The 12,351-nt window shown below is 56.5% G+C and carries 13 protein-coding genes; 6 read left to right on the top strand and 7 right to left on the bottom strand.

What is annotated here, in order from left to right; genetic code table 11:
• The first annotated feature begins 218 nt into the window (after positions 1–218).
• The 3 genes from RQI55_RS10900 to rsmA are packed head-to-tail and all read left to right on the top strand — an operon-like array spanning position 219 to position 3,041.
• A complete protein-coding gene (locus RQI55_RS10900) occupies positions 219–1,163 on the top strand; it encodes a peptidylprolyl isomerase (protein WP_311272545.1) in 945 nt (314 codons plus the stop codon).
• A gap of 16 nt (positions 1,164–1,179) precedes the next feature.
• Entirely contained in the window at positions 1,180–2,199 is a 1,020-nt protein-coding gene (gene pdxA / locus RQI55_RS10895; protein ID WP_311272544.1) for a 4-hydroxythreonine-4-phosphate dehydrogenase PdxA, read from the top strand.
• Positions 2,199–3,041, top strand: coding sequence for a 16S rRNA (adenine(1518)-N(6)/adenine(1519)-N(6))-dimethyltransferase RsmA (gene rsmA, locus RQI55_RS10890; protein ID WP_311272543.1), 843 nt, complete (start codon positions 2,199–2,201; stop codon positions 3,039–3,041). Before pdxA ends, rsmA begins: the two co-directional genes overlap by 1 nt.
• A 60-nt stretch (positions 3,042–3,101) precedes the next feature.
• Here rsmA and gmk read toward each other — a convergent pair whose 3' ends face one another.
• The 7 genes from gmk to fabD all read right to left on the bottom strand — a co-directional run bounded on the left by gmk (position 3,102) and on the right by fabD (position 9,937).
• Positions 3,102–3,773, bottom strand: a complete 672-nt coding sequence (gene gmk, locus RQI55_RS10885) for a guanylate kinase (protein WP_192063767.1) — start codon at positions 3,771–3,773, stop codon at positions 3,102–3,104.
• A gap of 5 nt (positions 3,774–3,778) precedes the next feature.
• Positions 3,779–4,666 carry a YicC/YloC family endoribonuclease gene (locus tag RQI55_RS10880; RefSeq protein ID WP_311272542.1) on the bottom strand — a complete coding sequence of 296 codons (888 nt, stop codon included), beginning with the start codon at positions 4,664–4,666 and terminating at the stop codon, positions 3,779–3,781.
• 55 nt (positions 4,667–4,721) lie between these two features.
• Positions 4,722–5,945: an endolytic transglycosylase MltG gene (mltG, locus tag RQI55_RS10875; protein ID WP_243256304.1), complete on the bottom strand. Its 1,224-nt coding sequence runs from the start codon at positions 5,943–5,945 to the stop codon at positions 4,722–4,724.
• A 248-nt stretch (positions 5,946–6,193) separates the two neighbouring features.
• Positions 6,194–7,462: a beta-ketoacyl-ACP synthase II gene (fabF, locus tag RQI55_RS10870; RefSeq protein WP_243256305.1), complete on the bottom strand. Its 1,269-nt coding sequence runs from the start codon at positions 7,460–7,462 to the stop codon at positions 6,194–6,196.
• Between the two features lie 242 nt (positions 7,463–7,704).
• Entirely contained in the window at positions 7,705–7,941 is a 237-nt protein-coding gene (locus tag RQI55_RS10865; RefSeq protein WP_006727438.1) for an acyl carrier protein, read from the bottom strand.
• A gap of 285 nt (positions 7,942–8,226) precedes the next feature.
• On the bottom strand, positions 8,227–8,964 hold the full coding sequence (gene fabG, locus RQI55_RS10860) for a 3-oxoacyl-[acyl-carrier-protein] reductase (RefSeq protein ID WP_042618596.1): 738 nt from the start codon (positions 8,962–8,964) through the stop codon (positions 8,227–8,229).
• A 28-nt stretch (positions 8,965–8,992) separates the two neighbouring features.
• Complete coding sequence (fabD, locus tag RQI55_RS10855; protein ID WP_243256306.1) at positions 8,993–9,937, bottom strand: ACP S-malonyltransferase; 945 nt, start codon at positions 9,935–9,937, stop codon at positions 8,993–8,995.
• Between the two features lie 221 nt (positions 9,938–10,158).
• On the opposite strand from fabD, the gene RQI55_RS10850 reads away from it, so the two are divergent.
• The 3 genes from RQI55_RS10850 (at position 10,159) to rpsR (ending at position 12,270) form a co-directional block, all read left to right on the top strand.
• Positions 10,159–11,202 carry an aldo/keto reductase gene (locus tag RQI55_RS10850; RefSeq protein WP_243256307.1) on the top strand — a complete coding sequence of 348 codons (1,044 nt, stop codon included), beginning with the start codon at positions 10,159–10,161 and terminating at the stop codon, positions 11,200–11,202.
• 336 nt (positions 11,203–11,538) lie between these two features.
• Entirely contained in the window at positions 11,539–12,009 is a 471-nt protein-coding gene (gene rpsF, locus RQI55_RS10845) for a 30S ribosomal protein S6 (protein WP_042618599.1), read from the top strand.
• A 12-nt stretch (positions 12,010–12,021) separates the two neighbouring features.
• A complete protein-coding gene (rpsR, locus tag RQI55_RS10840) occupies positions 12,022–12,270 on the top strand; it encodes a 30S ribosomal protein S18 (RefSeq protein WP_042618600.1) in 249 nt (82 codons plus the stop codon).
• The last annotated feature ends 81 nt before the right edge of the window (positions 12,271–12,351 follow it).

Raw genomic sequence — 12,351 nt, 5'->3', positions numbered from 1 at the left:
CGCGCCACCGTTTTGCCGCAAGATAACTGCAGTGGTGGCAGGTCTGCGCGATTGCTGTTCGGCCCGCTACGGTGATATAGACAGTCGCGTTCACGGTTAAACTTAACAGCCGCCCAAGATATTGGTTGACGAACGGATGTATCCGTTTCATCCGATAAGCAGGATACTTGAAAGAGCCGTGACGCTGGTCAGTGGCTTATCGACAGGGAGAGAACAGGATGAAACTCGGAAAGACGGCGTTGCGCAGTGTAGCATTCGCCTTTGCGATTTTCGCAGTTCCCATGATCGTTACCTTGCCCGCTCAGGATGCTTTCGCAGCCAATACGGTCAAGGTCGTTGTCAACAAGACGCCAATCACCAGTGATGACATTGCCAGACGTGTTGCCTTTCTCAAATTGCAGCGCCAGTCTGGAAATCTCGCTGAAAAAGCGCGTGAGCAGCTGATCGATGAAGCGCTGAAGCGTGAAGAAATTGGACGCGTCAAAATGTCGGTCAGCACGGCTGATGTCGACGCGTCATTTGCCCGCTTCGCCTCCACCAACAAGATGACGACGGATCAGTTGACCAAGGTTCTGGCGCAGGCTGGTGTTGGCGCTGAACACTTCAAATCGTTCATCGCGGTTCAGATGAGCTGGCCTCGTCTGGTCAATGCGCGCTATGGCGGCAGAAACAAAATGTCGACGCAGGATTTCGTGACGCGCCTGAAAGAGCGTGGCGACAAGCCTGTGACCAACGAGTATTTTCTGCAGCAGATCATTTTTGTGATTCCGGAAGCCAAGCGCAATGCCATCACAGGTAAGCGTAAGTCCGAAGCTGAAGCCTCTCGCAAGCGGTATCCCGGCTGCGAACAGGGCAAGACATTTGCGGCAACGATGCTTGATGTCTCCATCAAGGACCTTGGGCGCATGCTCGAGCCGGAATTGCCGCCGGATTGGAAGCCGCTTGTGGAAAAGACACCGGAAGGTGGCACCACCGGAACCCGCGTCACCGAAAAGGGTGTCGAATATCTGGCAATCTGCAAGAAGCAGCAGGTATCTGACGACTACGCAGCCGAGGTCGTTTTCCGTGCGGAAGACCTGACAAAGGCTGAAAAAGGCGAAAACCCGAACGAGAAGAAATATCTCGACGAGCTCCGCAAGAAGGCCCAGATTACCAGCACCTGACGAGAAAGTGTCTTTCTTGACCCTGCAAAACATCACCCTTGCTGTTACCCAAGGCGACCCGGCCGGGATCGGTCCCGATATCACGATTGTGGCTTGGTCAAAGCGCAAAGAGCTTGGGCTGCCGCCATTCATATTGGTTGGCGATCCTGACGTCATAAGCAGCCGCGCCCATCTTCTTGGCATCGATTGCCCTGTCAAAATATGCGAGCCCGAGCAGGCGGCGGCGATTTTCCCCAATGCCTTGCCGGTGTTTGCAATTCCGGTCGGATTTGATGTTCTTGCCGGTCAACCGCATGTTGGTGCGGCACTTGCCACCATCAAGGCGATTGAGACTGCAGTGCAGTTTACCGTCGACAAGCGCGTCTCGGCTGTTGTCACCAATCCCATTGCGAAGTCTGTGCTTTACGAAGCTGGCTTTGGCTATCCCGGCCACACCGAGTTTCTGGCAGAGCTTGCCAAAAAACTGACAGGACAGGCCACCACGCCGGTTATGATGATTGCCGGACCGAAACTGCGTGTTGTCCCTGTGACGATCCACATCCCGATTGCCGAAGTTCCAGGCGCACTCACAGAAGAGTTGATCGTCATGACCTGCCGCATCATTGCTGCTGATCTCAAGGAAAAGTTTGGAATCCAGACCCCTCGCCTCGCCGTTGCTGGGTTGAACCCACATGCGGGCGAAGATGGCGCGATTGGCACTGAGGACGGTGACATCATTCACCCCGCGACAGTGCAGCTGCGCAAGGATGGCATCGACGCCTTTGGTCCGCTGCCAGCCGATACCATGTTCCATGATGCCGCACGCAGACGCTATGACGTTGCCGTGTGCATGTATCACGATCAGGCGCTCATCCCGGCAAAGGCGCTCGGCTTCGATGATTCTGTCAATGTCACGCTCGGCCTGCCCTTCATCCGCACATCACCGGATCACGGCACCGCATTTGGCATTGCTGGACAAGGTATCGCCAACGAATCGAGCCTCGTTGCCGCTTTGAAAATGGCGTCTGAAATTGCAGCCCGGCGGGCGAACGCATAATGGCAAGCATTGATGGCCTGTCTCCACTCCGCGACGTCATCGAGCGGCACGGACTGGATGCGAAGAAATCGCTTGGGCAGAACTTCCTGCTCGACTTGAACCTGACGCAGAAGATCGCCCGGACGGCGGGGCCGCTTGAGGGCGTGACCGTCTTCGAGGTTGGCCCTGGGCCAGGCGGTCTTACCCGCGCGATCCTTTCGCTTGGCGCGAAGAAAGTGATCGCAGTCGAGCGCGACAGTCGCTGCATTCCCGCACTTGCAGAAATCGCGGATCATTACCCCGGGCGTCTGGAGGTCATTGAGGGCGATGCGCTCAAAACGGATTTCGAGACCATGGTTGCGCATGGCGAACCGGTGCGCATCATCGCGAATCTGCCCTATAATGTCGGTACGCAGCTGCTCATCAACTGGCTTACGCCGCGGCAGTGGCCACCTTTCTGGCTGTCACTCACGCTGATGTTCCAGAAAGAGGTTGGGCAGCGGATCGTAGCGGAAGAAGGTGACAACCATTATGGACGTCTCGGCGTTCTCACCGGTTGGCGCACGGTTCCAGAAATGGCATTCGACGTGCCGCCACAGGCCTTCAGCCCGCCCCCGAAAGTAACGTCGACGGTGGTGCATCTTCTTCCCAGAGAAAAGCCTCTACCCTGCGAAGTCAGCAATCTGGAAAAGGTAACAGAAGCTGCCTTCGGCCAGCGCCGCAAGATGCTGCGCCAGAGCGTCAAATCCATCGGTGGTGAAACTCTGCTGGAAAAAGCCGGTATCGATCCGACACGCCGCGCTGAGACGCTGTCTGTCAACGAATTCGTGCGACTGGCGAATATGATGGGCGACGGACGCTAAAAAAATCTCGCGGCACGTAGACCGCGAGATGCGCCAATCTGATCGGACCCTTTGCCGACCTTAGCGGCTCGGCAGCGCCGGCACTTCTTCCAGCAATTCACGCACAAAATCGAACATGCCATGGCGCCGGTCGCGGCGAACGCGCTCGGCTTTAACGATGGCTTCAATAGCTTCGAAAGCGGCCTGCAGATCATCGTTCAGAATGACGTAATCGTAATCGCGCCAATGCTCGATCTCAGAGCGAGAATTGGCCAGGCGCGTCTGTATGACCTCTTCCGTATCCTCTGCCCGGCGATGCAGGCGAGATTGTAGCTCGGTCATGGTGGGGGGCAGAATGAAGATGGAAACGACATCCGCTTTCATCTTGTCCTGCAGCTGCTCAGCGCCCTGCCAATCGATATCGAACAGCATGTCCTTGCCTTCGGCCATGGCTGTTTCAACAGGCTCACGCGGTGTGCCGTAGAAATTGCCGTGCACTTCGGCCCATTCCAGCAGTTCTTCGCCATCCCGCATGCGCTCGAAATCGCGCTTGGAAATGAACTGGTAGTGAATGCCGTCGATTTCACTCTGGCGGCGCGGTCTCGTCGTTACACTGACGGACAGGCTGATATTCTTGTCTTTTTCCAGCAAATTGCGGGCGATGGTGGATTTGCCTGCGCCCGATGGCGAGGAGATGACCAGCATCAAGCCCCTGCGGGCGATATGGACGGGAGGATTGCTGGCGGACGCCATGGGGTCTACTCCAGATTTTGGACCTGTTCGCGGAATTGATCGATCACGACTTTCAATTCTATACCAGCAGCGGTTACAGCACTGGCATTGGATTTGGAACAGATAGTATTGGACTCGCGGTTAAATTCCTGTGCAAGAAAATCGAGCTTGCGTCCCACGGGCACACCGCCGCTCAAAAGGTCTCTTGCTGCCGCAACATGGCCGTTCAAACGGTCGATTTCTTCCCGCAAATCCGCCTTGGTGGCAAGAAGAACTGCCTCTGCATGCAGACGGTCGCTATCCAGCCCACTGGTGCCACCGGCGATCAACGCAATCTGCGCAGCAAGGCGCGCGCGGATCTGCTCCGGCTGACGCGATGGATCGGCCTCGATGGTTGCTGTGAGCTGCTCTATTCGGTCGATATGGCCGGACAATATCGTAAAGAGAGTTGCCCCTTCCCGCTCGCGCATAGTGGTCAAGGCCGAGATTGCGGCCACGAAACCTTCGATGATGTCGCGGTTGCGTGTCTCTTGCGCGTCGGCGCTTTCCTCCGGCTCCTTGAACTCCACAAGACCACGAATGGACAGCAAGGTGTCGAGGCTGAGTGGCGCATCACTGACGACGGTCCCGAGATCCCGTTTCAATGCGAGAACGGCATCCAGCGCATCACGGTTGATGACAGCCTCCTGCCTTGCCTCTGTCGTGGCAATGCTGAGCCCCGCCTGGATATTACCGCGCGAAAGACTTTTCGATGCAATGTCCCGCAAATCGGCTTCGAGCGCTTCCATGCCGGTTGGCAGCCTTAGACGCAGGTCAAGGCCCTTGCCGTTTACGGAGCGGAGTTCCCATGTCCAACGGTACCGGCCGCACGAGCCTTCGCTCCGCGCAAAGCCCGTCATGGATTGCAATGCCATCAAATATACCCCTCGAAAAACCGCCGCAGCCATGGGGCTGCAGCGGTGTATCATATCAATTGTTTGTCGCGGGACGCTCCGCCTGTGATCCGGCTGGTTGACCGTCCACCACGCCTTCTGGCGTGCCCCCGGCCGCTGCCTTCTCGGCCTCAATCTTGCGCCAGCGGCGAACATTGGCATTGTGCTCGTCCAATGTCTTGGCAAAGGCGTGGCCACCCGAGCCATCCGCCACGAAATAGAGATCGTCGGTGCGCCAAGGATTGGCAGTCGCCTCCAGCGCAGCACGACCCGGATTGGCAATCGGGTGCGGTGGCAGACCGCGGATAATGTAGGTGTTGAACGGCGTCTCTTTCTGGAGGTCCGACTGATAGATCGGGCGGTCAGAAGGCTTTCCTTCGCCACCGAACAATCCGTAGATAATCGTCGGGTCAGATTGAAGGCGCATGTTCTTTTTCATGCGGTTGTAGAACACCGATGCAACATGGCCGCGCTCATCATCCTTGCCGGTTTCCTTCTCCACGATTGATGCGAGTGTGACGAATTCCTCGATCGTCTTGAGCGGAAGATCAGGGTCGCGACGTTCCCAGATGGCCTGCACCAGACGCGATTGGGCAACGCGCATCTGATCAACCACTTCTTCGCGCCTCGTGCCGCGGGTGAAGGGGTAGGTATCGGGGCGCAAGGAACCTTCCGCTGGCAATTCGGCAGGCAGGTTGCCCTCCAGCACCGGTTCAGCCGCAAGGCGCGCGAACATCTGCTTGACAGTCAACCCTTCCGGCATTGCTACGGAATAAAGAATGGATTTTCCCGATTCCAGCAGAGCCAGAATATCTTTCATCGAGGTACGGGCTTTGATTTCGTATTCGCCAGGCTTCGGCGTCTGGCCGCCCGCGAGATACTTGTCAGCCATCAGGCGGAAAATGCGGGTGTTGGAAATCGCACCGCTGCGCTCTAGATTGCTGGCAATTTCCGCAAGTCCGGCGCCGTTGCGCACTGTAATCGTCGTATTCGTCTCCAGAGGACCTGCCTCGTGAAACGAATTCAGCATGTAATAAAAGCCAGCGATGGCAATGATGCAGACAGCGACAACCAGCGTCATCAGGAAATTGAGGAAGATAACCAACTGGCTATGAGCCTTGCGGGAACGCTTTGGCGGAGACGGAACCTTTTCCGGTCTTAGAGCTTCAGTCGGTGATTTCGGAATGATCGGGCCACCCTTGCTCTCAGTGAAGCCTTCGCGTCCTTGAGGGGCCTGATTGTTCTCTCTCGTATCGCTCACCGGCGGTCCTTTTCAGTTCAGCATTACAGCGGCTTAATGAGCAGTCAATGCGGCAAAAACAGGTTCGGCAGGCCATTCTGCACAGTTAGATCAACATCCGGAACATAGACGAAGCAACGAAAAATCCAGCCCTCGACCAATCAGGCAAGATCGCTTGTAACAGCGCAAGCTTGATCGATACTGACGTACACAATCGGCTGGACGTGAGACAAAGGTCGCATTCAAGATGCGACCCTCAAAAAGCATTGTCAGCCTTCGTAACGACGCAACACCAGCGAGGCGTTGGTGCCGCCGAAACCGAAGGAGTTTGACAAGGCGACATCGACCTGACGCTTCCGCGCTGTGTGGGGCACGAGATCGATGGCAGTCTCGACATCGGGATTATCGAGATTGAGCGTTGGCGGCACGATGTTATCGCGGATGGCCAGCACGGCGAAGATCGCCTCGATTGCACCAGCAGCACCCAACAGGTGGCCCGTTGCCGACTTGGTGGACGACATCGAAATCTTCGATGCAGCATCACCCACGAGACGCTCTACAGCGCCAAGCTCAATCGTGTCGGCCATGGTCGATGTACCATGGGCGTTGATATAGTCGATATCCGCAGGTGAAAGGCCCGCACGCTTCAGCGCCATGGCCATGCAACGGTACGCGCCCTCACCGTCTTCGGATGGTGCGGTGATATGGAACGCATCGCCGGACAGGCCGTAGCCTACGACTTCCGCATAGATCTTTGCGCCACGCGCCTTGGCGTGTTCCAACTCTTCCAGAACCACGATCCCGGAACCCTCGCCCATGACGAAACCATCGCGGTCCCGGTCATAAGGGCGCGAAGCCTTCTGCGGATCATCATTGTGCTGAGTGGAAAGAGCCTTGCAGGCGGCAAAACCGGCAAGCGAGATGCGGCAAACAGGCGATTCGGCGCCACCGGCCACCATCACGTCCGCGTCGCCCAGCATGATCAGCCGTGCAGCATCACCAATGGCGTGCGCGCCGGTCGAGCAGGCGGTTACGACGGAGTGGTTGGGGCCACGCAACTTGTGGCGAATGGAAACCTGGCCGGAAATGAGATTGATCAGACGGCCGGGAATGAAAAATGGAGAGATACGGCGTGGGCCCTTGTCGCGCAGCGTATAGCCAGCCTCGACAATACCTTCCAGACCGCCGATGCCGGAGCCAATCAGAACGCCTGTCATGATCTGGTCTTCGTCTGTGCCGGTGGATGGGTGCCAGTTGGCATCTTTCAACGCCATTTCAGCGGCAGCCATGCCGTAAACGATGAAGGGATCTACCTTGCGCTGCTCTTTGGGCTCCATCCAGTCGTCAGCGTTGAAGGTGCCTTCGGTGCCGTCACCAACAGGGATACGGCAAGCGATTTTTGCAGGAAGATCCTCGACTTCGAACTCTGTGACGAGACGAGCACCATTATGGCCCGCGAGAAGGCGCTGCCAGCTGATTTCTGTTCCACAGCCAAGAGGAGATACCATGCCGGTACCGGTGATAACGACACGTCTCATCGTCAATGCTCCGCCCCTAACCCTATCATCGCTAGCGCATCGGCCCGAAAACCGGAAGCGATTTTCGCGAGGGCAATGCGTATATTTCAAGTCTATAACACGCTGTAGACCCGACGGTTACGCGCGCGTAAGGCATTTAGGATGCCATTCTGATGACGCAAGTCATCAGAGAATAAAATATTGGCCCGGACTGGCCGGGCCATATCGGGAAGGCGCAGGCCTCCCCTTAGCATTTCAAACGATCAGGCCTGAGCCTTTTCGATGAACTTTACAGCGTCGCCGACTGTAAGGATCGAGTCCGCTGCGTCGTCTGGAATTTCAACGCCGAATTCTTCTTCGAAAGCCATGACCAGTTCAACGGTGTCGAGCGAGTCAGCGCCCAGATCGTCGATAAAGCTTGCGCCTTCGACGACTTTTTCGGCGTCAACGCCAAGATGATCAACTACAATTTTCTTTACGCGTTCTGCGATATCGCTCATGTCGGTTTCCTCGACCTTTACTTTGAAAGGAATGCCCTCTTTAGGCATCCTGCCCTGTTAAAACCCCCAGGCGCCTTTTCAGCAGACGCCTTGGGCAAACCCGTTCAACCCGTCTCAAGCTAAACATCGCGCTAAGAAATCGCAACGGTCGCTTTTGTTTCCGGGACGACTGTTCACAGTCTTCGCCCGCTTAACACGGTTTCCAGCGGGAAAAAAGCCTTAAAATAATGCTAAGCATCTTGCTCTACAGGCATTTTTCCCTCTGCGCCCCGTTTGGGGCAGATATTAAATCATCGCCATGCCGCCATTCACATGCAGGGTCTGACCCGTCATGTAGCTGGCTTCGTTGGATGCGAGATAGAGAACCGCAGACGCAATTTCCGTCGCCGTGCCCATCCGCTTCATGGGAATAGCGCCCATGATAGCATCTTTCTGCTTGTCATTGAGCTTTCCTGTCATGGCGCTTTCAATGAAGCCCGGAGCCACGCAGTTAACGGTGACGTTGCGGGTGGCAATTTCCTGCGCCAGCGACTTGGAAAAGCCGATCATACCGGCCTTGGAGGCGCAGTAGTTGGCCTGACCGGGATTGCCCGTCACGCCGACAATGGAGGTGATGTTGATGATGCGGCCAAAGCGGCGGCGCATCATGGGATGCGTCAGCTCACGCGTCAGGCGGAATGTGGAGGTCAGGTTGACCTCGATGACATTGTCCCAGTCTTCATCGCTCATGCGAACGAACAGCCCGTCCTTGGTGATGCCGGCATTGTTGACGAGAATATCGACGCCACCAAGCTCAGCCTCAGCCTTTTCGCCTAGCGCCTTCACCTCAGCGCGGTCTGAAAGATTTGCCGGGAAGACCATGACGCGATCGCCAAGTTCCGTGGCCAGGGCTTCCAGCTTTTCAACGCGGGTGCCGTGAAGACCCACAATCGCGCCCTGGGCGTGAAGCGTACGGGCGATCTCTTCGCCGATGCCGCCTGTAGCGCCTGTGATAAGAGCCTTGCGGCCCGTCAGATCAAACATCGTGTTCGTCCTTTCTGTGTCTCTTGGATCAGCCGAGAAGGGTCTGAAGTGCAGCGTCGATATCAGCTGGCGTGTTGAGCGAAATGCCGGTCACGGACTTGTCTATACGGCGGGCAAGCCCAGTCAGCACTTTGCCTGATCCGATTTCGTAAAGTGTGGTTACATCATTGGCAGCAAACCATTCCACTGTCTCGCGCCAACGCACCTGGCCGGTGACCTGCTCCACCAGAAGATCTGTGATCTCATTTGCGTCAGAAACCGGGGCTGCCCGAACATTGGCAACGACAGGCACGACTGGGTTATGCTTGCCGACACTGGAAAGCGCCTCGCGCATGGCCTGCGCCGCAGGTGCCATCAGTGCGGAATGGAAAGGCGCAGAAACAGGCAGCATGATGGCGCGCTTGGCACCTTTTTCCGTCGCAAGCGCTGCGGCTTTCTCAACGGGTGCCTTGGCACCGGAAATGACGAGTTGTCCGCCGCCATTATCATTGGCGATCTGGCAGACGCCATCGGCAGCAGCCTGCGCGCAGATTGCCTCGACATCGCTATGCTCGAGACCAATGATGGCAGCCATGGCGCCCTCACCGGCTGGAACAGCCGCCTGCATGGCATTGCCGCGAATGCGCAGCAAGCGAGCAGTATCGGAAAGCGAGAATGTTCCGGCAGCGCACAAGGCCGAATATTCGCCAAGCGAATGACCGGCAACGTAGGAAACCTTATTGGCCAGCGAAAGGCCCTTGGCTTCCAGCACGCGCATGACGGCGACCGAAACGGCCATGAGCGCAGGCTGGGCATTGGCGGTCAGCGTCAGCGTTTCCTCTGGACCGTTCCAGATAATGTCTGACAGCTTCTGCCCGAGGGCCTCATCGACCTCTTCGAAAACCGCACGCGCTTCTGCAAAGTTGTCGGCGAGCTCTTTGCCCATGCCAACAGCCTGACTGCCCTGACCTGGAAATGTGAATGCAATAGCCATGGGATATTGTCCTTCTTATCTGGCCAAAAGTCCGGCCTTGCCTGCAAATCGTGAATTTCCATTCACATTCCAGCTTCGGAAGTCAAGGCTTTCAACTTTTTAAGGGCATTTTGAGCGGATTTCCGCGATCTCATCCACAGGGACCGATCGGAATATTTTTTCTTGCGCCGCCGCATTTCGATACTACGTTCTAGCCACCTTCCAAGTGAGCGAGATGTTTCATGAAACAAAATATGTTGGGTCGCACGGGCATTTCCGTGTCTGAGATTTGCCTGGGCACAATGACCTGGGGTACTCAGAACACAGAAGCGGAAGCGCACGAGCAAATGGATTACGCTCTTGAGAAGGGCGTGAATTTCTTCGACACCGCCGAGCTTTACCCCACAACGCCGGTTTCGGCTGAAACGCAGGGTCGCACAGAAGACTATATCGGAACGTGGTTTGAAAAGACCGGCAGGCGCAAGGACGTTGTTCTGGCCACCAAGGTTGCAGGCTCCGGGCGCGATTATATCAGAGGCGGTCGCGAGATTGATGCGGCCTCTATCCGCGAGGCCGTCGAAACGAGCCTCAAACGCCTCAAGACCGATTACATCGACCTCTACCAGATCCATTGGCCAAACCGCGGCACCTACCATTTCCGTGGCGTTTGGAGCTTTGACGCCTCCACCCAGAACACCGAGAAGACGCTGTCTGAAATCACCGAAAAGCTGGAAACCTTGGGTGAACTGGTCAAGGCCGGCAAAATCCGGGCCATCGGCCTTTCCAATGAGAGCGCCTGGGGCACGCAGAAATATATCGACATTGCAAAGGCCCATGGCCTGCCACGCATTGCCTCCATCCAAAATGAGTACAATCTGCTCTATCGCCCCTTCGATCTGGATCTGGCCGAAGTCGCACATCATGAGAATGTCGGCCTTCTGGCCTACTCGCCGCTGGCTGGTGGCATTCTGACCGGCAAATACCAGAGCGGTGCACGCCCGGAAGGCTCTCGCGCTTCCATCAATCAGGATATTGGTGGCCGCTTGCAGCCTTTGCAGGAAGCGCCTGTGAAAGCCTATCTTGAGCTTGCATACGCACACGACCTCGATCCTGCACAGCTTGCCATCGCCTTCACGCTATCGCGTCCCTTCATGGCGTCATCCATCATTGGCGCGACCACGATGGAGCAATTGAAGACGAATATAGCAGCAGCCGACATCAAGCTGTCGGAAGAGGTATTGAAGGGCATCGCCGAGATCCATCGCCAATATCCAATGCCGATCTGATTCTCTGCCCTTTGCACATCCAAGACCCAACCCGCCATACCGCTTTTCCGGGCAGCATGGCGGGTCATATTTGTGAATAGCCTTGCATTCCGGTCAAAAATCCGTATAAGCGCGCTGTTCACAACACCCGGTCATATGGCTGGTGGCTGAACGGAGGGCTGGTTTCGAATTTCGAAACAGCAGGAACCATAAGGTTTTTCCGGCCTCCCGTGTCTCCGCTCTCGACCGTCTCGAACAACGCTTTTCTTGCACTTGGCTTTTGCCAATCAGGAGCAGTCGTTGAGGCTTAGCGCCGTTGCCGGGTGATGAATGAAACGCAAGAAAGGCAAAGCTTAAATGGCTCTTTACGAACACATCTTCCTTGCCCGGCAGGATATCACTGCCCAGCAGGTTGACGCACTTGTCGAGCAGTACAAGGGCGTTATCGAATCGTACGGCGGTAAGGTCGGACGCGTCGAAAACTGGGGCCTGAAGTCCCTGACATACCGCATCAAGAAGAACCGCAAGGCTCACTACGCTCTGATGGACATCGATGCTCCTGCACCGGCGATCCACGAAATCGAGCGTCAGATGCGCATCAACGAAGACGTTCTTCGTTACATGACCATCGCTGTTGAAGCGCACGAAGAAGGCCCATCTGCAATGATGCAGAAGCGCGATCGTGACGACCGTCCTCGCCGCGATGGCGACCGTCCAGACCGTGGCCCGCGTGAAGGCGGCTTCGATCGTGGTCCTCGTCCGCCTCGCGAAGGTGGCTTCGGTGACCGTGAAGACCGTCCGCGCCGTCCGCGCGAAGACCGTGCATAAGGAGAATTGACTATGGCTGACGCATCATCTTCCCAGGCACGCCGTCCTTTCCACCGCCGTCGCAAGACGTGCCCGTTCTCCGGCGCAAACGCTCCGAAGATCGACTACAAGGACGTACGTCTTCTGCAGCGCTACATTTCTGAGCGTGGCAAGATCGTTCCTTCCCGTATCACAGCTGTTTCCCAGAAGAAGCAACGCGAACTCGCTCAGGCGATCAAGCGCGCTCGTTTCCTCGGCCTGCTGCCTTACGTTCTGTCTTAATAATCTATCCGAGGCTGCGCTCCGGCGCGGCCTCGTTCCTTGAACGACATCCTTCCACGTTGGGCGTGGATCGACCTTGAA

The sequence above is a fragment of the Rhizobium sp. WCS2018Hpa-16 genome, from assembly GCF_031843705.1.
Classification (GTDB): Bacteria; Pseudomonadota; Alphaproteobacteria; order Rhizobiales; family Rhizobiaceae; genus Agrobacterium; species Agrobacterium tumefaciens_C.
This window is presented reverse-complemented; position numbering and strand designations above follow the sequence as displayed.

Coding starts and splice junctions, on each gene's coding strand:
- RQI55_RS10900 (WP_311272545.1), top strand. CDS start 219: ATGAAACTCGGAAAGACGGCGTTGCGCAGTGTAGCATTCGCCTTTGCG.
- rsmA (WP_311272543.1), top strand. CDS start 2,199: ATGGCAAGCATTGATGGCCTGTCTCCACTCCGCGACGTCATCGAGCGG.
- gmk (WP_192063767.1), bottom strand. CDS start 3,773: ATGGCGTCCGCCAGCAATCCTCCCGTCCATATCGCCCGCAGGGGCTTG.
- RQI55_RS10880 (WP_311272542.1), bottom strand. CDS start 4,666: ATGGCATTGCAATCCATGACGGGCTTTGCGCGGAGCGAAGGCTCGTGC.
- fabF (WP_243256305.1), bottom strand. CDS start 7,462: ATGAGACGTGTCGTTATCACCGGTACCGGCATGGTATCTCCTCTTGGC.
- RQI55_RS10865 (WP_006727438.1), bottom strand. CDS start 7,941: ATGAGCGATATCGCAGAACGCGTAAAGAAAATTGTAGTTGATCATCTT.
- fabG (WP_042618596.1), bottom strand. CDS start 8,964: ATGTTTGATCTGACGGGCCGCAAGGCTCTTATCACAGGCGCTACAGGC.
- fabD (WP_243256306.1), bottom strand. CDS start 9,937: ATGGCTATTGCATTCACATTTCCAGGTCAGGGCAGTCAGGCTGTTGGC.
- RQI55_RS10850 (WP_243256307.1), top strand. CDS start 10,159: ATGAAACAAAATATGTTGGGTCGCACGGGCATTTCCGTGTCTGAGATT.
- rpsF (WP_042618599.1), top strand. CDS start 11,539: ATGGCTCTTTACGAACACATCTTCCTTGCCCGGCAGGATATCACTGCC.
- rpsR (WP_042618600.1), top strand. CDS start 12,022: ATGGCTGACGCATCATCTTCCCAGGCACGCCGTCCTTTCCACCGCCGT.